The organism is Kribbella solani, assembly GCF_014205295.1.
GTDB classification, from domain to species: Bacteria; Actinomycetota; Actinomycetes; order Propionibacteriales; family Kribbellaceae; genus Kribbella; species Kribbella solani.
The window spans coordinates 6,133,237-6,156,813 of record NZ_JACHNF010000001.1; the positions used below are offsets into that span (position 1 = coordinate 6,133,237).

20 protein-coding genes and 1 pseudogene are annotated in these 23,577 nt (G+C 67.9%); 12 read left to right on the forward strand and 9 right to left on the reverse strand.

All coding sequences use genetic code 11. The features are described from left to right. Positions 1-21 precede the first annotated feature (21 nt). From HDA44_RS28285 to HDA44_RS28295, 3 genes are all read left to right on the forward strand, one after another. Positions 22-2,082 (forward strand): hypothetical protein, encoded by a 2,061-nt coding sequence (locus tag HDA44_RS28285; RefSeq protein WP_337906509.1) that lies wholly within the window; start codon positions 22-24, stop codon positions 2,080-2,082. Continuing rightward, positions 2,082-4,346, forward strand: a complete 2,265-nt coding sequence (purL, locus tag HDA44_RS28290) for a phosphoribosylformylglycinamidine synthase subunit PurL (protein ID WP_184839527.1) — start codon at positions 2,082-2,084, stop codon at positions 4,344-4,346. Before HDA44_RS28285 ends, purL begins: the two co-directional genes overlap by 1 nt. Positions 4,347-4,423: 77 nt before the next feature. Then, positions 4,424-4,918 carry a DUF1707 SHOCT-like domain-containing protein gene (locus tag HDA44_RS28295; protein ID WP_184839529.1) on the forward strand — a complete coding sequence of 165 codons (495 nt, stop codon included), beginning with the start codon at positions 4,424-4,426 and terminating at the stop codon, positions 4,916-4,918. Here HDA44_RS28295 and HDA44_RS28300 read toward each other — a convergent pair. Further along, a complete protein-coding gene (locus HDA44_RS28300; RefSeq protein WP_184839531.1) occupies positions 4,907-5,890 on the reverse strand; it encodes a LacI family DNA-binding transcriptional regulator in 984 nt (327 codons plus the stop codon). The two genes, HDA44_RS28295 and HDA44_RS28300, sit on opposite strands and share 12 nt — an antisense overlap. An 82-nt stretch (positions 5,891-5,972) precedes the next feature. Between HDA44_RS28300 and HDA44_RS36815 the strand changes: the two genes are divergently transcribed. The 5 genes and pseudogenes from HDA44_RS36815 to HDA44_RS28315 all read left to right on the forward strand — a co-directional run bounded on the left by HDA44_RS36815 (position 5,973) and on the right by HDA44_RS28315 (position 9,014). Further along, positions 5,973-7,040, forward strand: a complete 1,068-nt coding sequence (locus HDA44_RS36815) for a beta-L-arabinofuranosidase domain-containing protein (protein WP_202887611.1) — start codon at positions 5,973-5,975, stop codon at positions 7,038-7,040. 15 nt (positions 7,041-7,055) lie between these two features. Continuing rightward, positions 7,056-7,142 (forward strand): annotated as a pseudogene (locus tag HDA44_RS38700) (hypothetical protein); the annotation flags it as partial. Positions 7,143-7,151: 9 nt separating this feature from the next. After that, positions 7,152-7,808 carry a discoidin domain-containing protein gene (locus HDA44_RS36820; protein ID WP_337906510.1) on the forward strand — a complete coding sequence of 219 codons (657 nt, stop codon included), beginning with the start codon at positions 7,152-7,154 and terminating at the stop codon, positions 7,806-7,808. Between the two features lie 10 nt (positions 7,809-7,818). Then, positions 7,819-8,361 (forward strand): GNAT family N-acetyltransferase, encoded by a 543-nt coding sequence (locus HDA44_RS28310; protein ID WP_184839533.1) that lies wholly within the window; start codon positions 7,819-7,821, stop codon positions 8,359-8,361. Continuing rightward, positions 8,358-9,014 carry a cupin domain-containing protein gene (locus tag HDA44_RS28315; protein ID WP_184839535.1) on the forward strand — a complete coding sequence of 219 codons (657 nt, stop codon included), beginning with the start codon at positions 8,358-8,360 and terminating at the stop codon, positions 9,012-9,014. Before HDA44_RS28310 ends, HDA44_RS28315 begins: the two co-directional genes overlap by 4 nt. On the opposite strand, the gene dhaM is transcribed toward HDA44_RS28315, so the two are convergent. The 4 genes from dhaM to HDA44_RS28335 all read right to left on the reverse strand — a co-directional run bounded on the left by dhaM (position 8,993) and on the right by HDA44_RS28335 (position 13,722). Beyond that, positions 8,993-11,404 carry a dihydroxyacetone kinase phosphoryl donor subunit DhaM gene (dhaM, locus tag HDA44_RS28320; RefSeq protein ID WP_184839537.1) on the reverse strand — a complete coding sequence of 804 codons (2,412 nt, stop codon included), beginning with the start codon at positions 11,402-11,404 and terminating at the stop codon, positions 8,993-8,995. The two genes, HDA44_RS28315 and dhaM, sit on opposite strands and share 22 nt — an antisense overlap. Next, complete coding sequence (gene dhaL, locus HDA44_RS28325; RefSeq protein WP_184844429.1) at positions 11,401-12,024, reverse strand: dihydroxyacetone kinase subunit DhaL; 624 nt, start codon at positions 12,022-12,024, stop codon at positions 11,401-11,403. Before dhaL ends, dhaM begins: the two co-directional genes overlap by 4 nt. A gap of 2 nt (positions 12,025-12,026) precedes the next feature. Next, the gene (dhaK, locus tag HDA44_RS28330) at positions 12,027-13,031 is read right to left on the reverse strand and encodes a dihydroxyacetone kinase subunit DhaK (protein WP_184839539.1); all 1,005 of its coding nucleotides are present in this window, start codon (positions 13,029-13,031) and stop codon (positions 12,027-12,029) included. A 130-nt stretch (positions 13,032-13,161) separates the two neighbouring features. Further along, entirely contained in the window at positions 13,162-13,722 is a 561-nt protein-coding gene (locus tag HDA44_RS28335) for an RNA polymerase sigma factor (protein ID WP_184839541.1), read from the reverse strand. Between the two features lie 62 nt (positions 13,723-13,784). Between HDA44_RS28335 and HDA44_RS37610 the strand changes: the two genes are divergently transcribed. Beyond that, positions 13,785-15,812: a serine/threonine-protein kinase gene (locus HDA44_RS37610; RefSeq protein WP_238352571.1), complete on the forward strand. Its 2,028-nt coding sequence runs from the start codon at positions 13,785-13,787 to the stop codon at positions 15,810-15,812. 132 nt (positions 15,813-15,944) lie between these two features. Here HDA44_RS37610 and HDA44_RS28345 read toward each other — a convergent pair whose 3' ends face one another. The 3 genes from HDA44_RS28345 to HDA44_RS28355 all read right to left on the reverse strand — a co-directional run bounded on the left by HDA44_RS28345 (position 15,945) and on the right by HDA44_RS28355 (position 18,663). Next, positions 15,945-17,087 (reverse strand): MFS transporter, encoded by a 1,143-nt coding sequence (locus HDA44_RS28345; protein WP_184839543.1) that lies wholly within the window; start codon positions 17,085-17,087, stop codon positions 15,945-15,947. A gap of 45 nt (positions 17,088-17,132) precedes the next feature. Next, entirely contained in the window at positions 17,133-17,864 is a 732-nt protein-coding gene (locus HDA44_RS28350; RefSeq protein WP_184839545.1) for a hypothetical protein, read from the reverse strand. 88 nt (positions 17,865-17,952) lie between these two features. Then, positions 17,953-18,663 (reverse strand): hypothetical protein, encoded by a 711-nt coding sequence (locus HDA44_RS28355; protein ID WP_184839546.1) that lies wholly within the window; start codon positions 18,661-18,663, stop codon positions 17,953-17,955. 296 nt (positions 18,664-18,959) lie between these two features. On the opposite strand from HDA44_RS28355, the gene HDA44_RS28360 reads away from it, so the two are divergent. Genes HDA44_RS28360 through HDA44_RS28370 form a run of 3 tightly spaced genes read left to right on the forward strand, consistent with a single transcriptional unit; the run spans position 18,960 to position 21,987 of the window. After that, positions 18,960-20,237 (forward strand): ABC transporter substrate-binding protein, encoded by a 1,278-nt coding sequence (locus tag HDA44_RS28360; protein WP_184839548.1) that lies wholly within the window; start codon positions 18,960-18,962, stop codon positions 20,235-20,237. Continuing rightward, entirely contained in the window at positions 20,234-21,169 is a 936-nt protein-coding gene (locus HDA44_RS28365; RefSeq protein WP_184839550.1) for a carbohydrate ABC transporter permease, read from the forward strand. The genes HDA44_RS28360 and HDA44_RS28365 overlap by 4 nt, the downstream gene beginning before the upstream one ends. Further along, positions 21,166-21,987: a carbohydrate ABC transporter permease gene (locus HDA44_RS28370; RefSeq protein ID WP_184839552.1), complete on the forward strand. Its 822-nt coding sequence runs from the start codon at positions 21,166-21,168 to the stop codon at positions 21,985-21,987. Before HDA44_RS28365 ends, HDA44_RS28370 begins: the two co-directional genes overlap by 4 nt. Here HDA44_RS28370 and HDA44_RS28375 read toward each other — a convergent pair whose 3' ends face one another. Further along, positions 21,988-23,391 carry a glycoside hydrolase family 43 protein gene (locus HDA44_RS28375; protein WP_184839554.1) on the reverse strand — a complete coding sequence of 468 codons (1,404 nt, stop codon included), beginning with the start codon at positions 23,389-23,391 and terminating at the stop codon, positions 21,988-21,990. Between the last annotated feature and the right edge of the window lie 186 nt (positions 23,392-23,577).

Consider the following 23,577-nt stretch of genomic DNA (forward strand, 5'->3'; position numbering starts at 1 on the left):
TGGTTGGTCCGTGCTGCCGCGGTGGTAGCTTCGGTCGTTGCCGCGGCCGCCGGGTCGGTCCAGGCAACCGCCGCACCAGCCACGCGGCCACCCACCAGTCCCGCCAGCCCGACCAGCCCGGCCAGTCTGCTGGCGAAGGTCGTGGTGATCGGCGTACCCGGCCTGACCTGGGGTGACGTCAAGGCGTCGCCCGAGCTGACCGCGCTGGTGAACCAGTCCAGCGTCGGGTCGATCTCCGTGAAGACAGCCGGACCGCAGACCTGTCCGATCGACGGCTGGCTGACGATCGGCGCCGGTACTCGTGCGTGGGGCAGTGATTCCGGCCAGCCATGTGGTGACCTGCCTGCGGTGAGTGATGGCAAAGTCACTGGCTGGCAGACGTACGTGGACCGCCAGGCCGAGCACCACACCGGCGCACCGATCGGTCGCCTTGGTCAGGCCGGCTACCCGATGTGCGGCTTCGGGCCGGGTGCAGCGGTCGCACTGGCGCGTACTGATGGTTCGGTGGCCAACTGGCAGCCCCAGTTCGACCAGGCCAAGCTAGCGAGCCTTGAGTGCGGTGACGCGGTCGTCGACGCCGGGGCGCTGCCGCTACGGGAGGGCCGGGCGGAGGCCCTGCAAAAGGTGGCCCAGCTGGTCGGACAGGTACGCCAGGCCGATGGCTGGGTGCTGCTGGCTGGAGTCAGCCAGGTGACTACGAACGACCACAAGCAGACGCTGGTCGCGATGCAGCTCCCGCCGGACGACGGGCCGCGTTGGTTGACCAGTGACAGCACCCGTCGGCCCGGACTGATCCAGTTGACCGACATCACCGCAACCATCCTGCGCGGCCGTACTGCCGCGGCTGTCGACCCGGCCGGCCCGGAGAAGGCCGGTCCGCTCGACGGCAGCGAGATCCGCTCTGTCGGTGACCGCCACACCAACGCGGCAGCTGTTATCGATGACCGGTTGGATGCCAACCAGCGGTTCGAGCAGCCGCGACCAGTGCTGTTCGCTGTAGCCCTGACCATCGTCGGTGCTGAAGTGCTAGCGCTGCTGTGGTTCCTGCTCCGGCGCAGCCCGCTGTCCCGTCGCGTCGCGGTGTTCACGCTGTTGGTGCAGGGCGGCTTCTACATCGCTGTCTTCTTGGCCCAAGCAACAGTCTGGTGGCGCTGGCCGTCTCCTGCGTTCTCCTTGTACGCGGTGACCATCGGCATCAGTGTGGTGTCTGCAGTGATCGCACAGGTCCTGTTGAAGAAGTCCGCGTACTTCGGGCTGGCGTTGGGGGCGTACCTACTCCTCCTGATCGACGGAGTGCTTGGTACGCCGATGCAGCTCGGCAGCCTGTACACCGATGGCCCAGTGATCGGTGGGCGGTTCTACGGCTTCGGCAACTCTACGTTCGCGGCGCTGGCCGTCGGTGCCCTGATCACAGCCGGGTGGGCAGCACAGAAGCTGTTCGACAAGAGCCGAGTGCAGGCTGCGGTAGCCGTACTGGTCATCGGTGGTGCCGCGATCGTCGTGGACGGCAAGCCAGGGTGGGGTACCGACTTCGGTGGCATCCTCGCGCTGACGCCGGCGGTCCTACTGATGGCCTGGCTGACCTGGCGCGGCAGCATCTCACTGCGCGCACTGGTCGGCGTTGGCCTTGCCGGCGTACTAGCTGTGGCGGGCGTCGCGTTCCTGGACTACCAGCGCCCACCGGACCAGCGCAGTCACTTCGGTACGTTCGTTGCCCGGCTGGTGGACGGTCAGGTGAGCGACGTCCTCGTCCGCAAGCTGCAGATGGCCGTCCAGGTCTTCACCGGCCCGGCTGGTTGGCTGATGCTGATCGCCGTCGTGCTCTGCATGCTGGCCACTGTCCTACCGAACCGTGTGCCGTCGCAGGCGTACCGCGAGTTCTACACCAGCCATCCGATGGTCCGGCCGACGCTACTGGCGCTGTCCGCCTGCGGCCTGATCGGCATGCTGCTGAACGACGTGGGCGTCAACCTGCCCGCGATCATGGTCGGTTTCGCCCTTCCGCTGCTGGTGGCCCATCTCCTGGCCTCGCACCAGCCAGCTACCGTTTTACCTGAGCCCCACCTAGTGCAGGAGTCCTGATGTCGACAGACACCGTGTCAGTTGCCGGTACCACGCCGGACGTCGAGCAGCCCTGGGCTGAGCTCGGACTGAAGCCGGACGAGTACCAGCGGATCCGGGACATCCTGGACCGGCGCCCGACCAGCTGTGAGCTGGCCATGTACTCGGTGATGTGGAGCGAGCACTGCTCGTACAAGTCGTCCAAGGTGCATCTGCGCAAGTTCGGTGAGATCCCGCAGGAGACACCGGCCGGGAAGATGCTGGCCGGGATCGGCGAGAACGCCGGCGTGATCGACATCGGCGAGGGGTACGCGGTCACCTTCAAGGTCGAGTCGCACAACCACCCGTCGTACGTCGAGCCGTACCAGGGCGCGGCCACCGGGGTCGGCGGCATCGTCCGCGACATCCTCGCGATGGGCGCCCGGCCGGTCGCGGTGATGGACCCGCTGCGGTTCGGCCCGCTGGACGCGCCGGACACCAAGCGGGTACTGCCCGGGATCGTCTCCGGCGTCGGTGGGTACGGCAACAGCCTGGGCCTGCCGAACATCGGCGGCGAGGTCGTCTTCGACTCGACGTACGCCGGGAACCCGCTGGTGAACGCGCTCTGTGTCGGCGTGATGCGGCACGAGGACCTGCACCTCGCGAACGCGACCGGCCTCGGCAACCAGATCATCCTGTACGGCGCGAAGACCGGCGGCGACGGCATCGGCGGCGTGTCCGTCCTGGCGTCGGAGACGTTCGCCGACGGTGGACCGACCAAGCGGCCGGCCGTCCAGGTCGGCGACCCGTTCATGGAGAAGCTGCTGATCGAGTGCACGCTCGAGCTCTTCCAGGCGCGCGTGGTCGAGGGCATCCAGGACCTGGGTGGCGCGGGCCTGTCCTGCGCGACGTCGGAGCTGGCCAGCGCCGGCGACGGCGGGATGCACGTGTCGCTGGACAAGGTGCCGCTGCGGGACGCGTCGCTCGCGCCGGAAGAGATCCTGATGAGCGAGTCGCAGGAACGGATGATGGCGGTCGTCACGCCGGAAAACGTCGAGGCGTTCCTCAAGATCTGCGCGAAGTGGGACGTCCAGGCGGACGTGATCGGCGAGGTCACCGACACCGGCCGGCTGGAGATCGACTGGCACGGTGAGCGGGTGGTGGACGTGCCGCCGCGCACCGTCGCGCACGAGGGACCGGTGTACGAGCGTCCGTACGCGCGCCCGGACTGGCAGGACGAGCTGCAGGCGGACGCCGCCGAGAAGTTGCCGCGGGCAAGCAGCGGCGCGGAGCTGCGGGACACCCTGCTGCGGCTGATCGCCTCGCCGAACCTGTGCGACAAGTCCTGGGTCACCGACCAGTACGACCGGTACGTGCTCGGCAACTCGGTGCTCGCGCAGCCCGAGGACAGCGGGATGATCCGGGTCGACGAGACCAGCGGCCTCGGTGTCGCGGTGTCGACAGATTGCAACGGGCGGTTCGCCAAGCTGGACCCGTACACCGGTGCGAAGCTCGCGCTGGCGGAGTCGTACCGGAACGTAGCGACCACGGGCGCCCGGCCGGTCGCGGTCACCGACTGCCTGAACTTCGGTTCGCCCGAGGACCCGGCGGTGATGTGGCAGTTCACCGAGGCCATCCGCGGCCTGGTCGACGCCTGCAAGGAGCTCGGCATCCCGGTCACCGGTGGGAACGTCTCGTTCTACAACCAGACCGGCGAGACGCCGATCCTGCCGACCCCGGTGGTCGGCGTGCTGGGTGTCATCGACGACGTGACCCGGCGTACGCCGATCGGGTTCACGCCGGAGATGGAGGGCCACCAGCTGTACCTGCTCGGCGCGACCGAGGAGGAGCTGTCCGGGTCCGAGTGGGCGCATGTCGTCCACGGTCACCTCGGCGGACGCCCGCCGGCGGTCGACCTGGCGGCCGAGCAGCAGCTCGCCGACATCCTGATCAACGCCTCCCGCGACGGGCTGATCGACGCGGCGCACGACGTCAGCGACGGCGGCGTCGCGCAGACGCTGGTCGAGTCGGCGCTGCGCGGTGGCGTCGGCGCGCGGGTGTGGGCGCCGGACGGGCTGGACCCGTTCCTGTTCCTGTTCGCCGAGTCGGCCGGGCGCGTGGTCGTCGCGGTGCCGCGGACCGAGGAGGTGCGGTTCACCGACATGTGCACCGCCCGCCGCTTCCCGCACGCCAAGATCGGCGTCATCACCGGTGACACCCTCGACGTGCAGGACCAGTTCGAGGTGCCGCTGACCGAGCTGCGGACGGCCTGGAGCGCGACGCTGCCGGCGGTCCTCAACGCGTGACATCCAGCGGCACTCCTGCTTCTCGGTGACCGGGTCCGCCCGTCTGGCACACTCGGTGGGGAGGAGTGAGGTGACGGATGGTTGAGCGGCGGCCGGGTAAGGCGGGGGAGCTGATGGGCCTGGCGGCTGCGGCCGGCCAGGAGGCTCGGGTCGCGGCTGCCCGGCGGCGGCTTGCTCAGGTACGGCTCACCGATGACGACCGGCGGGTGGTCACGGACGAGCTGTCGGAGCAGTTCGCGGTCGGGCGGTTGGACGAGGGCGAGCTGCATCGGCGCGTCGACCTCGTCCACGACGCGGTCACGCACGCGGATCTGCAGCCGATCTTCGCTGGTCTACCTGTGTCCGCGTTGTACCAGCCGGTGGCGCGGTCGTCGTCGAAGTGGCGGTGGGCCGCGTTCGCGGCGGCGGTGTGGCTGGCGGTGCCGTTCGTACTCGCCGGGTTGCTGCTGCTCGTCTTCGGACGCGAGATCGCGGCAGCCATCTTCGGCATTCCAGCAGTGGCAGCGATCGCCTACTCGTACCGCTGGGCCTCACGACCCCGCCGGGAAGAACGCCGCCAGTCAGGGCCCTAGCGTCGACTCGCGGGTGATCAGGTGGATCGGCAGTTCCAGTACGCCGTGATGTGGTTTGCCGGCGATCGCCTCTAGGAGCAGAGTGGCGGCGCGGCGGCCGAGGTCTTCCAGGCCGAGGTCCACGGTGGTGAGAGGTGGACGGCTGGCGAGGGCCATCACCGGCCAGTTGTCGAAGCCGGTCACCGCGATGTCTTCCGGGACCGGGTGGCCGAGCTCGCGGAGGCGGTCGCAGACGCCGCGGGCGATCTGGTCGCTGCCACAGCTGATCGCGTCCGGACGCTGACGTAGGACCAGGTCGGTGGCCTGGCGACCCCAGCGTTCGCTCCACTCGCCGAACAGTGGCTCACCGCACAGCGCGTCGCCGGCGGTGGTGACGGCGGCCTGTGCGCGTTCGGCCGCGGACCGGTGGTCGGCTGGGCCGGTGATGTGCGCGATGCGCGTGCGGCCGAGAGCCAGCAGGTGCTTGATCGCCGCGGTCGCGCCGCCCGCGTCGTCGATGATGACCGACGCGTCGGCCGGATCGGTCGAGGCCGCGAGCGCGTACACCACCGGTAGCGGGACGTTGATCGGCGGCCGCAGGTCGGTCCGGCGCCCGGTGACGACGATGCCGTCCACGCCGCGCGCGACCAGCGACCGTAAGTAGGTCCGCTCGCGCAGCGGATCGTCGCGGGTGTCGCACAGTACGGTCGCGAGCTCGCCCGCGCTGAGTACGTCCTCGACGCCGCGCATGATCGGGATACTGAACCGGCCGGTGCTGTCGCTGGTCAGCAGCGCGACCGTGTACGTCCGGCCGGAGGAGAGGGCGCGGCCGCGGGCGTCCGGGGTGAAGCCGAGGTGCGCGGCGGCGCGGAGGACGCGGTCGCGGGTGTCCTGGCTCAGCTGGCCGGTGTTGTTCAGCGCCTTCGACGCCGTCCCGGCGGACACACCGGCCAGCGCGGCGACGTCCACCATCCGCACTGCTGACCGCTTCATCCGTTTCCTTCCGATCGTCGGGCGCACTATAGCAGTACGCCTCCGATGACCTAGCTGACCTGCGCTTTGATCTTGACCGGGAATGCTTGCAGTCCTACGTTGTCAACGGCAGAAAACGTGTGCCGTCTTTCCTAGTCCGCTGCCGCCCGGCGCGATCGAGCCGCGCGGCTGGCTGGCGCAGCAGTTGGAGCTGCAAGTGCACGGGCTGTGCGGCACGTACGACGAGATCTCCGACTTCCTGGTCTACGACACCAACGGCTGGGTCGATCCGGAGCGGCTGCGGACCGCACTACAGACCGGTCCGCACTTCTGGCCAGGCATGCCACTGCTGGCCGCCTTCCGGTCCTGGTACGAGTACAGCGGTGACGAGCGGGTCATTCCGTTCATCACCAAGTACCTGCGGTTCCAGAACACGCAGCCGCCGGAAGTGTTCAACCGGTCGTGGGGCGCGTTCCGCTGGGGCGACAACATCGACAGTGCGTACTGGCTGTACAACCGAACCGGTGCGGAGTGGCTGCTCGACCTGGTGACCAAGATGCACAGTGGCTCGGCCGACTACGTCAACGGAATCCCTACCTGGCACAACGTCAACCTGGCGCAGGGATTCCGGGAGCCGCTGCAGTACTGGCTGCTGTCCGGTGACGAGAAGCACCACGCGGCGACGTACCGGAACTACGAGACCGTCATGGACCTGTACGGGCAGTTCCCTGGCGGTGGGTTCGCGGGGGACGAGAACTCGCGGCCTGGGTACGGCGATCCGCGGCAGGGGTTCGAGACGTGCGGCATCGTCGAGTTGATGCACAGCTACGAGATGCTGACGCGCTTCACCGGTGACAGGGTCTGGACGGACCGGTGTGAGGAGCTGGCGTTCAACTCGCTGCCGGCGTCGTACGACCCGCAGCAGAAGGTGATGCACTACATCACTTGTGCGAACAGCGTGCAGCTCGACGATCGGCGTAAGCACGGGCAGTTCGAGAACCCGTTCGCTATGCAGGCGTACAAGTACGGCGTACGTCAGTACCGGTGCTGTCCGCACAACTACGGCATGGGCTGGCCGTACTACGCGCTGGAGCTCTGGCTGGCAACCACTGACAACGGGCTGGCCGCATCGATGTACGCAGCAAGCAAGGTGACGGCAAAGGTCGGTTAGGCAGATGAGGTCTCGCTGAAGGTCAACGGCCAACCGGTACGAGTCAGTGGCGACTGGTTGAAGCTGGAGCGTACGTGGCACTCAGGCGATCACGTCGAGCTCGTACTACCGATGCGTACGAGCACTCGGGTCTGGAAGGACAACCAGAACTCGATGTCTGTGGACCGTGGACCACTGACGTACTCACTGGCCATTGACGAACGCTACGAACGCCTTGGGGATACAGAGGAGCTGGCTGTCTATCCAGAGTCCCCGTGGAACTACGGGCTGGTCTCCGGTGCGTCGTTCGAGCTGGTAGAGCGAGAGCCGGGAGACAACCCGTTCACTGCGAGCGGGGTGCCGATTGCACTCACCACGCAGGCGCAGCGGATTCCGGAGTGGGAGACAGACTCACTGGAAGCACCTGACTCGGGCCGCGTACCAGAGTCGTCTGCTGACACGTCGATCCCGCGCTTCACTTGGTGGGACCGCCGGGGCACCACCGAGTGGATCGAGTACGACCTGCGCTCCGTACGCGAGCTCTCCGAGGTGTCGACCTACTGGTACGACGACACAGGCACCGGTCAGTGCCGCGTACCGCAGTCATGGCGGGTGTTGTGGCTCGACGGTGAGATGTGGCGTCCAGTCGACAACACCACGCCGTACGAGGTGGCAGCCGACCAGCTCAACACCACCACCTTCACTCCGGTCCGCGCCCAGCACCTCCGAGTTGAGGCAGTCCTGCGCCCGGGGTACTCGGGAGGCTTGTTCCTCCTGGCAATGACCTAGTCTCTGGGGTGTGGAGGCTGTGTTGCGGTTGGCTGTTGGGGCGGATGGTGCTGCGATCGCCCGGTTGGCACGTGGTGCGGTGGAGCAGCAGTTCCCGGCGTACTACGACGCGGTGCAGACGGCCAGTGCGGCTCAGCACATCACCACGCTGGACACCGCACTGATCGAGGACGGCACCTACTACGTACACGACGCAGGCGGTGAGATCGTCGCGTGCGGCGGGTGGAGCCGGCGGAACAAGCTGTTCAACGCGAGCACGGCCGGTGCGGACGGGCGGCTGCTGGACCCGGCGACCGAGCCGGCGCGGATCAGAGCGATGTTCGTCCGCGCGGACTGGACACGGCGTGGGCTCGGCCGGGCGATTCTGAATGCCTGCACCGACGCTGCACGGGCCGAGGGGTTCACCAGACTCGCACTGATGGCCACACTGCCCGGCGTACCGCTCTACAAGGCCTATGGCTTCAGCGAGGTGGAGCCGGCCCAGCTACCGATGCCGGACGGCACTCTGTTGGCAGGTGTCGCGATGGAACGACCGATTGAGGAGAAGGCATGACTGCAGGTACCACTGTGACCGCACCGGATGGCTCTGAGGTCGTTCTGGGCGAGATCGGCACCCGAGTGCTGCTGAAGAACTCCCGTGTCCGCGTCTGGGAGGTGTCGTTGCAGCCCGGTGAGGCGCAGGGCTGGCACCTGCACCACAACCCGTACGTCGTGCTGTGCCTGTCCACGTCGCCGTGCCACATGGACTGGCTGGACGGCAGTCCGGCGCGGCACCTCAGTGAGACGGTCGGCGGGTCGGTGTACCGGCCGGTGTCGCCGGTGCACATGCTCACCAACGACGGCGACGCGCTGTACCTGAACAGGCTGATCGAGGTACTCGACCTCGGTGAAGAGGCATCCGGCGACCCGTACCTCACTGTTGCCGGCATCCCCGCGGAGGCCGGGTTCGAAGCGGCAGGCGAGCTGCCCACCAAGGTTGTCGTCGACGAGGACGACGTACGCGTCCAGCACGTCACACCGGCGGCGGGGGAGTCGTACACCTGGCGCACCGGCGCGTACCCGGCTCTGGTGGTCGATCTGGATCAGGACAGCCCGGACATCACCTACCTGGAGCCCGGTGCGGCTTACACCCTCCCGGCGAAGGCGGAGCAGACAGCCGGCTTCAACCTGGTCGAGCTGCGCTACTACAGCAAGCCGCGTACCTGATCCGCGTCCCGCGCGGCTAGCACTGCGGCAGTGTCGACCTGGCTGAGGTCGGCCTGCCGCAGCCGTGCTTTCACCAGAGGTACCTGTGGACCGACAGCGCTCAGCTCGGTCACGCCAAGTGCAGCGAGTAGCACTGCCGACTGTGGATCACTGGCCAGGTCACCGCAAACAGCCACCCGCACACCGGCCGTTCGGACCACGTGGTCGATCAGCTGGAGCACAGCTGGGTCCAGACCGTCAGCCAGTGCGGCAACCGAGGTGTTGGTACGGTCAGCGGCGGTCGTGTACTGGGTGAGGTCGTTGGTGCCGATGCTGACGAAATCGAGCTCCCGGGCGAGCGACGCGACCCGGAGCGCGGCAGCAGGTACCTCGACCATGATGCCGACCTCCAGCGCGTCCCGCGGGCCGAGCTCCGCCAACGCCCAAGCGACCTCGTCCGCGGTCGTCACCATCGGGAACATCACATGCACCGGCGTCTCGGCCGCCGTACGCCGGATCGCCTCGAGCTGATCGCGCAGCAGCTCCGGGCGTCGGCGGAAGACCCGCAGCCCGCGCTCGCCGAGGAACGGGTTCGCTTCCTTCGCCTGCGGCAGGAAAGGCAACGGCTTATCCCCGCCGATGTCCCAGGTGCGGATGGTGATCGGTTTGTTGCCCAGCGCATCGGCGATCGCGCGGTACGCCTCGACCTGCTCGTCCACGGTCGGCGGCGTACGCCGGTCGCCGAACAGCACCTCGGTCCGGACCAGGCCGGAGCCGTTCGCGCCGCGTACGTCGATCGCGTCCGGCACCGCGCCGACATTCACGAGTACGTCGATCGTCGTACCGTCGCGGGTGGTCGCCGGCCGGTCAGCCTCCTCGACCGCGAGCCGCCTTTCGTCCTTGCGTTCCGCGATCCTGGCGCGGACGGCGTCGGCATCCGGTGAGAGGTCGAACGTCCCCGTCCGGGCGTCGAACGCGACGGTCGCCCCGGCCGGTACGTCGATGTCGCCAATCCCCGTGATCAGCGGAATCCCACGCGACCGCGCGACGATCACCCCATGCCCGGTCGTCCCCGCCGCCCGAACCGCAACCCCCGCGACCCGCGCCACCTCAAGCGACGCCGCCGTCGCCGCATCCAACTCACCCACCACCAGAATCGCCCCCGCAACCTCCCCCGCGTCCGCCGACCCCGCTGCGCCGGCTTCCCAAACCGGTTCGGGGAGGCCCACCCACCCAAACCAGGCAGTTTCCCGCCCCGAACCGGTTTGGGGCGGACGCGCCGGGCGCACCGCCCCCGCCAGTACGCGCAGGACCCGGTCGCGTACCGCGCGGACGTCCTGTGCGCGCTCGCGCTGGTAAGCGTCCTCAAGCTGCTCGAAGGTTCCGGCCAACCGGTCAAAGGTCTGCTTCCAGGCGACCGGCGCGGACACCCCGTCCTCGATCGCCGCCCGCACCTCTCCGAGCAACGTACGGTCGTTCAACAACGCGAGATGCGCCGCAAAGATCCCGCGATGCTCGCCGTCCAGCATCCCGCGCAACTCATCCCCGGCCGCCCGGACAGCATCGTCAATCCGCTCAACTTCGTTGTCCCCAGCAACATAATCACCCAGGTCCACTTCAGCACCGGCAACCACCGCCGTCCCGATCGCGATATCCAGCCCGGAACCACCAGCGGCCGGCACCTTCCGCACCGGTTCATCGCCGAAGTTCTCCGCCGCCAGCGCCTCGATCGCGGCCAGTACCTCCGCGGCCTGAGCACCGCTAGCACCGACCCGAAGCCGATGCCCTTGCTGAGCGTTCAGCGTCGCCACCATGCTCAGACTGCCCGCGTCGACCGGTCCGCGCCCGGTATCAAGATCAGTGAGCACGACAGTCGCGTCGTACGCGTTGACCAACCCGACCAGCCGAGCCGCCGGCCGCGCGTGCAACCCGTGCTCATTGCCGACCACCACATCAACACTCCGGTCAGCGGCACCCGCCGGAGCCGACTCGGCGACCACCGCATCGCCGAGGTGATCCTGCTTCCCGGCCAGTCCGCGCCGCGCCTCGGTCGCGACCGTGTCCAGAGAGGCCCCGGTCGAGGCGGTGACGACCGCCGCCACCAGCCCTTCCACCAGCGGCGCGCTCGTCAACCGCACGTGCTCGACCACCGACGGGTCGAGGAACTCCAACGCCATCTCCGCGCTCAGCACCGCCGACCCGAGGTCAAGCAGCACCAGTACGCCGTCGGGGCTGTCGGCGGTCGTGATCGCTTCCGACACCGCCATCGCGTCGGTCCCGAACGTGGTCGCGTCCAGCCCCGCCGCCACCGCGATCACCGGGCGCCTGTCCTCGGCAACCATCTCGGCGGCCAGGCCGACGGCCGCGTCGGCCAGGGCGCGGCTGTGCGACACCAGCACGATCCCGATCATCGGAGCGTACGGGCCGCGCTCTCCACGATCAGAGTGCTGCTGGTCGCGCCGGGATCCTGGTGACCGACGCTCCGCTCGCCCAGGTAGCTGGCCCGGCCCTTCCGGGCGACCATCGGCACGGTCCCGTCCCGGCCCTTCGCGGCCGCCTCCGCCGCGGCGGTCAGCGCGGCACCGAGGTCCGCTCCGCCCGCGACCGCGGCGTCGTACGCGTCCAGAGCCGGCGCCCACGCGTCGTACATGGTCTTGTCCCCGAGCTCGGCCTTGCCGCGCGCCAGTACGCCCTCGACGCCGGCGTGCAACGCGGTGCCGATCGCCTCCGGGGTGATCGGGTCCACCCCGGCCAGCGCGGTCCCGAACCGCAGGAAGAACGTCCCGTACAACGGCCCGCTCGCCCCGCCGACCTTGCTGACCAGCGTCATCCCGGCCTTCTTCAGCAGTTCGTCGGCACTCCCGAACGACGACTCGTCCAGCACCGCCACGACCGCCTGAAACCCGCGATCCATGTTCGCCCCATGATCGGCATCCCCGATCGCCGAGTCCAACTCGGTCAAATACCCCGCATTCTCATGCATAGCCCCAGCAACATCCCGCAACCAGCCGACGAAGGACTCCACTCCCATGCTCACGAGCCCCAGCGTAGGCCGGGGGTGTTCACTGGGGCGTCCCAGAGGCGTACCAGTTCGTCGTCCACCTTCAGGAGGGTGACGGAGCAGCCGGCCATATCCAGGGAGGTGATGTAGTTGCCGACGAGGGAGCGGGCGACGGTGATGCCGGCCCGGTCCAGGAGTTGGGCGACCTCGTTGTACATCAGGTACAGCTCGATCAGCGGCGTGCCGCCCATGCCGTTCACGAACGCGATCACCGAGTCGCCTTGCGTGTAAGGCAGATCGGAGACGACCGGGTCGACCAGCAGCGCGGCGATCTCCTTCGCGGGCGCCAGCGGGAGACGTTGGCGGCCGGGCTCGCCGTGGATGCCGATGCCGACCTCCATCTCGTTCTCGGCCAGGTCGAACGTCGGCTTGCCGGCCGCCGGGACGGTGCAGGACGTCAGCGCCATCCCCATGCTGCGGCCGTTGTCGTTGACCCGCTTGGCCAGGTCGGCGACCTCCTGCAGCGACCTGCCTTCCTCGGCGGCCGCGCCGACGATCTTCTCCAGCAGCACGGTCACGCCGACCCCGCGACGCCCGGCCGTGTACAGGCTGTCCTGGACGGCGACATCGTCGTTCGTCACCACGGACAGCACCTCGGTACCGGCGTCGGCGGCGGCCAGTTCGGCGGCCATCTCGAAGTTCATCACGTCGCCGGTGTAGTTCTTCACGATGTGCAGCACCCCGGCGCCCGCGTCGACCGCCTTGGTCGCGGCCATCATCTGGTCCGGCACCGGGGAGGTGAAGACCTCACCCGCGCAGGCCGCGTCCAGCATCCCGACCCCGACGAACCCGCCGTGCATCGGCTCGTGCCCGGACCCGCCACCGGAGATCAGCCCGACCTTCCCGGACCTCGGCGCGCCCTTGCGATAGACGATCCGGTTCTCCAGATCCACCCGCAACCGATCCGGATGCGCCGCCGCCATCCCCCGCAGCGCCTCACCCACAACATCACCAGGGTCGTTGATGAGCTTCTTCATGCCCCCATCTGAGCACATCCCGCACCCCTACGGGAGCCCCCGCACGGACAAGTAGGTCCGGCTGGCTGCTAGTTCCACCGATGACCTGTTGTAGCCGGCCATCGGTGACACAAGCCGCCAGTCGCCAAGCTCAGTCCTTGGGGCGGAGGAGGGGGCGGACGACCTCGCGGGCGTCGTGGATGCGGGACTTGACGGTGCCGAGCGGGGCGCCGACCTCGGCGGCGATCTCCTCGTACGAGAGGCCGTAGACGTCGCGGAGCACCAGCGGGGTGACCATCTGCGGACGGTCCCGCTCCAGGGTCTCCAAGGCCTCCAGGAGGTCCAGCCGGGTGCCGGCGATCACGCTGGTGGTACGCGGGTCCGGCTTCTCCATCTGCTCCGGGTTGTGCGCGGCCTGCGCGGAGCGCTTCAGCTTCCGGTACGTCGAGCGGGCCGAGTTGGCCGCGACCGAGTGCACCCAGGTCGAGAAGCTGCTCCGGCCGGAGTACGTGTTGATCTTGGTGGCGACGTTGAGCAGCGCCTCCTGGGCCGCGTCCTCCGCGTCGGCGGAATACGGCAGGACGCTGCGGCAGATCCGGAGCACGCGCGGATACACCTGCCGCAACAGGTCGTCCATCGCGTTCTTGTCACCCGCCTGCGCGCGCTCCGCGAGGGTGGCAAGGTCGTCGGCCGGGCTGGTGCTGTCGCTCATCTGCGCCTTTGCTCTCGATCGGCCCCGGTGAGGGGACACTCCAATGCTCCATAATGCCCTCTATGGGGGCCCCAACCAGACTCGGTCGTTACATTGTGCGCCGACGCCTGGGCGCAGGCGGTTTCGCAACGGTGTGGCTCGCTCACGACGAGCAACTGGACGCCGAGGTCGCGATCAAGGTGCTGGCCGACAACTGGGGGCACGACGACTCGGTCCGGCGGCGGTTCCTGGAGGAGGGCCGGTTCCTGCGCCGGGTCGAGTCCGAACACGTCGTCCAGGTGCACGACGTCGGCGAACTCGAGGACGGGCGGCCGTTCCTGGTACTCACGTACGCGGACCGCGGTACGCTCGCCGATCGCCTGAAAGAGCAGCCGCTGCCGCTGCCGGAAGCAGTCGACGTGGTCGTACAGGTCGGCCGTGGTCTGCAGGCGCTGCACCGGCGCGGGCTGCTGCACCGGGACGTGAAGCCGGCCAACGTACTGTTCCGCAGCACCGACGATGGTGAGCGGGCCGTGCTGTCGGACCTCGGACTGGGCAAGTCACTCGACGAGGTGTCCCGGATCACGATGCCGGGCGGTACACCCTCGTACGTGGCGCCGGAGCAGGCGCTGGGGGAGCGGCTGGACCAGCGCGCGGACCAGTACTCGTTGGGCGCGGTGGCGTACGCCGCGCTGACCGGCCGGTCGCCGCACCAGGTGGACGGACTCGGCGCTGCTAGTCGCGTGGAGGTGGCGCCGCCGCCCAGCTCGCTTGGGTTCGACCTGCCGGAGCAGGTGGACGCCACAATCGTCCGGGCGCTCCACCCGGACCGGGAGAGCCGCTGGCCGGATATTCAGACGTTCACCCGTCAACTGGTGGGCGCGCTGGACGAACCGACCCGAGACCTCCCCGCTCCGGCCCGCGACAGCCTGACGGTTGCCACGGCCGCGGAAGACCTGGGCGCCAAAACAGCCCTCAGCGACGAAAACCAGCCAACCATCGTCAGATCCAGCGACCCGGCCGCCGACAGCAACACCACACAGTCCACTGGGCTCGGCCCACAATCCGCCACCGGGCCCGCCGCACAGTCCGCCACCGGATCCGCGACACAGTCCGCCACCGGGCCCGCTGCGCAGCCCCCCGGCGCACAGTCCGCCGCTGAGGCGGCCACGGGGTCTGCCGGACAGTCGGCCGCTGGTGCGGTGACGGGGTCTGCCGGACAGTCCACCGCTGGCGTGGTCACCGGCTCTGCTGCACGGTCCGCCGGCGGGGCGGCTACCGTGCGGGGTGCAGGCGAGGCTGGCGTGGAGGGTGGAGGTGCCGTCGGCTCGGATGACTCGACAACTTCAGCTGCTGCGCCCGGGGCATCCGGGGCGACTGCAGATGCAGCGCGCGAGGCATCTGAGGCCGCAACCAAGCAGCTGTCCTCCGGCGCAGCAGGTGGCTCTGGTCTGCCGGGCGCAGCGTCTGGTTCAGCGGGGACAGCTGGTTCAGCCGGCGTGGCGTCCGGAGCAGCCGGTGTTGGGGGTGCGGCGTCCGGAGCGGCTGGTGTGGCGGCTGGTGCGGTGGGTGGGGCTGGGGGTTCCCGGAAGCGGTGGGGGCGGTGGGTGGTGGCTGCTCTGGTGGTGTTGGTGGTGGGGGGAGGGGCTGGGTACGGCGGGCACTGGTATCTGGCCGGTCGGAAGCAGGTTGTGGTTTCGGGCGGGCGGTTCGAGGTGACGATGCCGCGTGGGTGGGCCAAGTCGAAGGCGGTCTCGGACTGGCTGGCGCCGGGTGCGAAGAACCGGCTGCCGTCGTTCCGGGTCAGCCGCGACGCCGACTGGTCGGCGGGATCGCCGGGTGTCTTCGTGGGTGTGTCCGCCTCGAAACTGGCCTTCCCGGACAGCTCCGACCTCGGCTGCCGGGACTCGGCGCCGTACACCGGGTTCACGCAGGGTGGCGAGCGGACTACCAACCGGCTTTCCACCCAGTGCGGTCCGGCAGCTATGGTGCTCTTCCAACGGGTCGTCGCACGCGGGGACGGCGGCTCGCTGCTCGTCCAGGTGATCGTGCCCGGCTCCGACGTCAACCGGGCCGCGGAGATCGCCGATTCGGTGAAGTACGTCGAATGAGGAAGTCCCGATGCGTTTTCCGACCGAACGGTTTCGGCCGTCGCCGGCGCTGATCCAGTCCGCCCGCCGCAGGTTCTACCGCCTGCGCACGACCATCTTCCGCACCATCTGGCCAATGGACTGACACATCAGTTATTCCACGGTCAACCAGGTGATGCCGAGGGCAACCGCCCACAGTCCGCCGCCCAGCCACGCCAGCGTGTGCAGTCCGGTGACGAAGCTGGGTGCGTGACCGACCACTGCCCCGTACACGCCGATCCCGAGGGCGCCGACCGCCTGGCGGGAGGTGTTGTTGACGCCGCTGGCCAGCCCGGCGCGGTCCTGCGGCAGTGCCGCGATGGATGCGTGCACCACGGCCGCGGTCAGGAAGCCCATCCCGAGGCCAAGACCGAGCTGCACCGGTACGACGGCCGCGTACCGGCTGGTGTCGTGTACGCCGAGCAGGAACGCCGATCCGATCACGCCGAGAACCAGTCCGATCGTCATCGGCAGCCGCGGACCGTACCGAGCGGTGATGCGCCCGGAGATCGGACCGAGTACGGCTAACGGGAGGAAGAGCGGGATGAGCTCCAGCCCGGCCCGGAACGCCTTCTGAGAAAGGTGTTCCTGCAGATAGAGCGTCAGCACGAGCACAGTGCCGAGTCCGACGAAGTTCATCAGTCCGGCGACCAGATTGGCGCCGATGAAGTCCGGACCGATCCGCAAGCGGGTCTTCGTACGCTCCTGCTTGGTCTGCTGGTGCGGAACGAGCCGCCAGGCCACTGGTAGTGCGATAGCGATGATCGGCAGGTTGATGAGGAACACGGCTCGCCAGCCAAGGCCACTGACCAGCGCACCGCCGAGTAGTGGTCCGGACGGCAACGCCAGTGCACCAGCGCCGGACCAGATGCCTACAGCGCGCGCCCGTGCCGCCTTGTCCGCGTACAGGTCTGTGATGACGGCCAGCGTGCCTGGCAGCAGTAATGCGGCACCGACGCCCTGTACGACTCGCGCGGCCACCAATAGCTCGATGTTCGGTGCGACTCCACACGCCAGCGACGCACCACCGAACACCGCCAGTCCAGCCAGAACAACCCGTCTATGGCCGATCCGGTCGCCCAGTACGCCGAACAGGAGCAGCAGCCCGGCCAGAGCGATCATGTACGCCGCGACAACCCACTGCTGGCCGGCCAGACCGGTCGCGAGATCGACCCGGATCGTCGGCAGGGCCACGTTGACCACTGTCACGTCCAGCTGAACCAGGAAGATGCCGATACAGAGCAGTGCGAGCAGCATGCTCTCCAAGTTCCCACTTGGTCGCTTCGGCCCACTCCGAAGCGACTACGACCCCACTGGGCTGTCGTGGCGCTGGACGCTGTCCGTAGCGCGGTCCAGCACCTCGACCAGGGCGTCCTTGTCCTGGGGGAGTCCGGTCGAGCTCATCTCGACCGCGCAGTTTCCGCTGGCATCCGCTACCCACCGCACGACCACGTACCGCACCACGCCTTCGGGTGACTGGTTCTCGTCCGGTACGTAGGTGTACATCAGCGTGGCGTAGTTGTCGTGCACGCTCTGGGACAGCAGCTGCACCATCTGGTTGGGCGGGAGCATCGACAGCTGGGCGATCCGCGCCTTGAGTGACTCCTCCGGCGGCCGGGAGACGGTGAAGCCGGACTCGACCCGGATCCAGCGCTTGCCGGTGGGGTCGGTGAAACGGCCCGTCTTCGGCGGATCGGGCTGGGTGAAGCTCCAGTCGCTCGGCACCCGCAGGGACATCCTGGACTTGAAGATGTCCCGCACCGTGAAGGTACGGGTCTTGTAGTTCAGCTCGTCCGCCCGCAGCGCGGGCGACTTGTCGTACGTGACCTTCCGCGGCGGCTGCGACTGGCTCGGTGTGGCCGACGGATCCGGGCTCGACGGGTCGGTGCCCAGCGGCGCGGCCACCCCGGCGTACGCGGCCGATGGTGCGTCGGTGGTGAGCAGGCCGAGCGCGTACCCACCGATGCCGCCCAGCACGGTGATCACGACCAGCCCGGAACCCATCAGGGTGCCGAATGCCCCACGGCGTGCCATCCCTGCCTCACCTCCCCAGATCTACTCCCAAAGACACCTCAGCCGTCTCTCAGGTTGCACTCCGCAGGTAACAATTCTGTGAAACAGCTCAGCTGCCCTGCCGGACCGACGTCGTGGCGGCCTCCAGCACCTCTTTCAGCGCCGGCGCGTCCTGCGGGAGCCCGGTGACACTCATGTTGATGTTGGTCTGGGTTCCGTCGATCGCGATCCACCGGACGATGACGTTCAGCAGCGTCGAGCTCGGGATGTACGAGTAGGTGAGCGTGGAGTACGTCCGGGGTGAACCGTCGTCACCCTCGACCTGGCCACTGGTCTGACCGAGGACCTGGACGTTGTTCTCCGGCGGCTGGCTCTTGCGCAGGTCGATGATCAGCTGTGACATCGCGGCGGCCGGCGTCTGCACGGCGGGCTCGACCGCCGCCACCCGGATCCAGCGCTGGTTGAGCTTGTCGTAGAACTTCACTTCGCCGGGCTTCTTGTCGTCACGGGTCAGTCGCCAGCCGCGCGGCGTCCGGATCGACAGCTGCACCGGCTGCGCGCCTGGTGGGTTCACGGTGAAGGTGTGGTCGGAGTAGTTCAGGCCGGTCTCGAGCGGGTCGGTGTTGTTCGGCACCGGGGTCTTCACCGGCAGGGACGGCGTCGGACTGGGCGCCGGCGTCGGCGTCAGGTTGCCGATCGGCCCGGCCGTACCAGAGGCGGTGGGGCCAGGACTGTCGAGATAGTCGCCGGTCAGATACCCACCACCGACGCCGAGTGCCAGGGCCACCAGAAGCAGGCCGACCAACAGGACTCGTCTCACCAGCCCATCCTCTCAGAGGGTGTCTGAGAACCCTGCACCTACTGCGGGGCACTCAGCACGGCACCTCGCTGAGCACCTCCTCGCTACGGCGCAGAGTTCTCAGACACCCTCTCAGGCGAGGCGACCACCCACGCAAAACGCCCTCGCGGCGGTTTTCACATCGGCCTGGACTGAATCCTTTCAATGAGGTCTTGACAGTCTCCCGGGGCGTCCGTAGCGTCCCGCGTGACAAAAGTAACACGATCTTGCGGTTACTTCACACTCATCGCCGGTATCTCGGCGCTCAGGAGGAACCCATGGCACTCGATCGCTCCGTCAGCCGGCGGCGGCTGCTGCAGTTCGCCGGCGGCGCCGTGGCGGCCGGCACGCTGGCCGCCTGCGGTGGAGGCGGCGGCTCGTCGTCGTCCGGCGGCACGCTCAAGGTGGTCGGCGTCGGCGATCAGGAGGCCGGCCTGCGGAAGTTGCTGGACGCGTACAAGACGGCGCACTCCGGCTTCGACTTCAATCTCTCGTTCGCCCCGGCGGACCAGGTCCAGACCGCGCTCCGTACGCAGCTCGGTGGCGGCAACGCGCCGGACATGCACGTGGTCTATCCCGGCAACGGCAGCGCGATGTCGATGGCCCAGCTGGCCAAGGCCGGGCTGCTCGCCGACCTCAGCGGTCAGTCCTGGACACAGAAGATCCCGTCCGGTTTCAAGGGTGCCTTCCAGAGCGACGGCAAGACGTACATCTACTCGCCCGGCTCCAGCATGCTCGGCGCGATCTACAACAAGAAGGCGTTCGCGACCGCCGGCGTGCAGCCGCCGACGACCTGGTCGGAGCTGCTCGAGGTCTGCGACAAGCTGAAGAAGAAGGGCATCGTGCCGATCGCGCTCGGCGCCCAGACCCCGTGGGTCACCCAGCTGATCGACTACGCGCTCGTACCCGGCACCGTGTACGCCAAGACGCCGGACTTCGACGACAAGATGGCCGCTGGTACCGCATCGTTCGCGGACTCCGGCTGGGCGGACGCGATGACGAAGTACCTGGACCTGCAGAAGCGCGGGTTCTTCAACGACAACCCGAACGGCACGACGTACGAGCAGGCCACCTCGATGGTCGCCACCGGCAAGGCCGCGATGGCGGTCCAGGTCTCGGCCGTACTGTCCGCGTTCCGGGCCGCGGCGACCTCGCCGGACGACCTGTCGATGTTCCCGTTCCCGTCCACCGACGTGGTCGCCGACAACTGGATCCCGGCCGGCGTCGTCGTCGGCATCGCGGTCAGCGCGAAGAGCAAGAAGCTCGACCAGGCGAAGAGCTTCCTCGACTACTGCGGCCGGCAGGAGAACCTGAACACCTGGGCCGAAGCGGTCTCCTGCGTACCCCTCTACGGCGACGCCAAGGTCGACCCCGCCCTCACCTCGTTCCTCCCGGCCCTGAAGGCGAACAAGGCAGTCCCGTTCATGGACCAGCGCTGGCCGAACGCGGAAGTACAACCCACCCACTTCGCGGTGGTCCAGGAACTCCTCGGCGGCAAAACCTCGGTCCAGGACGCCCTGAAGAAGATGGACACGGCATACAAGAAGGGCGCATGACGGCAACGGTGGCGGCGGCTCGGCAAGACGCGGCACGGCGGACCCGCCGGCGACGGCACAGTGGGATCGTGCCGCCGTGGTGGTTCGCGGTGCCGGCGGTTCTGGTGTACGCGGTGGTGGTGCTCTACCCGAGTATCGCCGGGGCCGGGTCGGCGTTCACGAACTGGTCGGGGATCGGGGCGGCGCGGTCCTTTGTCGGTGTGGACAACTTCAAGCAACTGGTGCAGGACAACCAGGCTCTTGGTGCGTTGCGGAACACGTTGCTGCTGACAGTTGCGATTGTCGTCGTACAGAACGGGCTCGGGCTGCTGCTCGCGCTCGGTGTGCACACCGGGATCAAGAGCAAGATGCTGCTCCGGCTGGTGTTCTTCGCTCCGGTCGTAGTCAGTCCGGTGATGGTGTCGTTCCTGTGGAAGTACGTGTACAACCCGGCGCCGGACGCGGGCCTGAACGCAGCGCTCGGCGCGGTCGGGTTGGGCGGACTGCGGCAGGACTGGCTGGGTAACCCGTCGCTCGCGCTGTGGTCCGTGGCGTTCACCGTGATCTGGCAGTGCGCCGGCTACTCGATGGTGATCTTCCTGGCCGGGCTGGAGGGCGTACCGGCCGAGCTGCACGAGTCGGCGATGGTGGACGGTGCCGGCACGATCGCACGGTTCCGGCACATCACCTGGCCGTTGCTGGCACCGGCCGTGACGATCAACGTGATGCTGTCGACGGTCGGTGGGCTGACGCTGTTCACGCAGATCATCGCGATGACGAACGGCGGACCCGGGTACGCCACCGACACGTTGTCCACCGTCCTGTACAAGCAGGCGTTCGTGTACGGGAAGTTCGGCTACAGCACCGCGGTAGCACTGGTACTGGCGATCTTCGTGGCGGCCGTGTCGTTCGTGCAGATCGGATACCTGAGGTCAAGGGAGACGAACGCATGAAGTACCGCCCGCGCACGTTCGCGCTCGAGCTGGCGATGATCGCGGTCGCGGTCGGGTTCCTGTTCCCGGTGTACGTACTGGTGACGCTGGCGTTCAAGGACCCGGCACAGATCGCGAACAAGCCGCTGTCCGTACCGGCACCGCCCAGCCTGGGGAACTTCGGTGAAGCCTGGCGATCCGCCGGTCTCGGATCGGCGCTGCTGAACAGCACGGTGATCACCGTGATCAGCGTGCTGTTGCTGATCGCGCTCGGCGCACTGGCCGCGTACTTCCTCGCCCGTACGGCAACCCGGCTCAGCTACAGCCTCTACATCCTGTTCCTGGTCGGGATCATCCTGCCGTTTCAGCTGGGGATGATCCCGCTCTACCAGTTCGTCGACAACGCGGGGCTGTTGGGTACGTACCAGGGGATGATCCTGTTCTACACCGGGATCCAGCTGCCGTTCACTGTCTTCCTGTACACCGGGTTCATCCGGTCATTGCCGGCTGACTACACGAACGCCGCGCTGATCGACGGCGCAACTCACTTGCAGGCGTTCGCTCACGTGATCTTCCCGCTGCTCCGGCCGATCACCGGAACAGTGCTGATCCTCAACGCCGTACAGATCTGGAACGACTTCTTCACCCCACTGCTCTACTTGGGCGGCTCCGGCCACGAGACCGTTCCAGTCCGGGTGTTCGGCTTCGTCAACCAGTACACGTCGAACTACGGACTGGTAGCCGCCGGTCTGGTACTGGCCGCGCTACCGATCCTTGCGCTGTTCCTGGTACTCCAGCGCTACGTGATCAAGGGCTTTGCCTCTGGTTTGAAGGGGTGATCAGTACACCTCGATGCGGTCCAGGCTGATCACTGTGCTGCCAGAGGAGGGGTTCTTGTCGCCGGTCACCCGGACGCGCAGCGAGTGCTGTCCGGGTGACAGCGTCGGAGTGGTGTACATGAGCTGTTCGCCGACGCGGATCGAGCTGTAGTAGTCGACGCGCTGCTCCGGTCCACCGTCGACTGAGATCGCAGCAATGCCGTTGCCGGTGTCAGCGACACTGAGCAGAGCAGCCTTGGTGCCAGTGAAGCTGATGGTCGCGGTGGCGTTGGTCTCGCCGCTCCAGTGGTCGTTGCCCCAGAAGCACTGGTTCCCACGGCCGGACCCCGAGCTCCAGTTACCGGTGTACGTGACCGTGCTGTCGGTGTCGTTGATCCAGTAGTTCGACGAGCCCGGGTCACCGGATGGCAGGTCCTGCGTTGCACCGGCTGCGAGCGGCCGGCCGAGGTTGGGCGTACCGTCCGCGTTCCAGCTGATCTTCTGGACCCGCGTGGTGCGGAACGAGTACGTGTAGGTGCTGGTGTTCTTGCCGTGGTAGGCGATCCAGTCCTGAGTACCGTCCGGTGACTTGAAGAAGGAGTGGTGACCAGGCCCCCAGACGCCGGTCGCGTCGTTGCGGGAGAAGATCGGACCGGCGTGCTGCACCCAGTTGGACGCGACCATCGGGTCAGCGCCGTTCGCAATGCTCTTCATCCACAGCTGGTAGTCCGGTTTGCCGGTGTCACAGGTGGAGTACGTGAGAAACGTCCGCGTGGCGCCGTACAAAGGCGTCGGCCCCTCTCGTACCTCCGAACAGCCACCGTCCGCCGGAATGGCGGCCCGTGCACCGGTGGACGTCCACGGGTTACTCATCCGCACGATGTACAGCTGCGCCGGTCCGCCCTGCCCGCGGCCCGGACCGGTCCAGACGAAGTACTGCTGGCCGTTGACCGTGATGGGCTCACCGTCGATCGCGTACTCACCGAAGTCGGCGATCTTTGCCTTGAAGCTGTACGGCCCGAGCGGATCGTCACCGGCGGACTCGAGCACGTACATCCTGTGGTTGGCGTCCACACCGTCGGAGGCCGTGTAGTAGATGTACCAGCGCCCACCGACGTGCCGGAACGCCGGCGCCCACATCTGTGTGTTCCGCGAGGTGTCCGAGTCCCGCCAGACCACCTGTTCGGGTTGCACCAGTAGGTTCGCCAGCGTCGGCGAGGACCAGATCCCGATCCGGTCGCCGCGGGTGGTCGCGACGTAGTACTTCCCGTTGTAGAACAGCATCGACGGATCGGCCGACGGATTCACCGGGTTCCGGAAGGTCTGGGAGTTCACTGACTTCTCCTGGATCTCGGTTGCCGACGCGGCCGGCGCCAGTAGACCGACGAGCAGTACGGCGGCCAGGGTGGCACGGAAGAACCTCATGACGCACCTCTCGCGAAACTCGGGGGCGGACGGGTCTCGTTCTCGGTTCTTTACCATCGTTGTAAGTCGTTGAAACAAAGAACCTACGGACCGCTGTGCGGGTGCGGCGGCGGGTACGGGTACCGGCTACGGGTGCGGCGGGTGCGGGTATCGGGTGCGGGTGCGGGTGCGGGTGTGGGTGTGGCG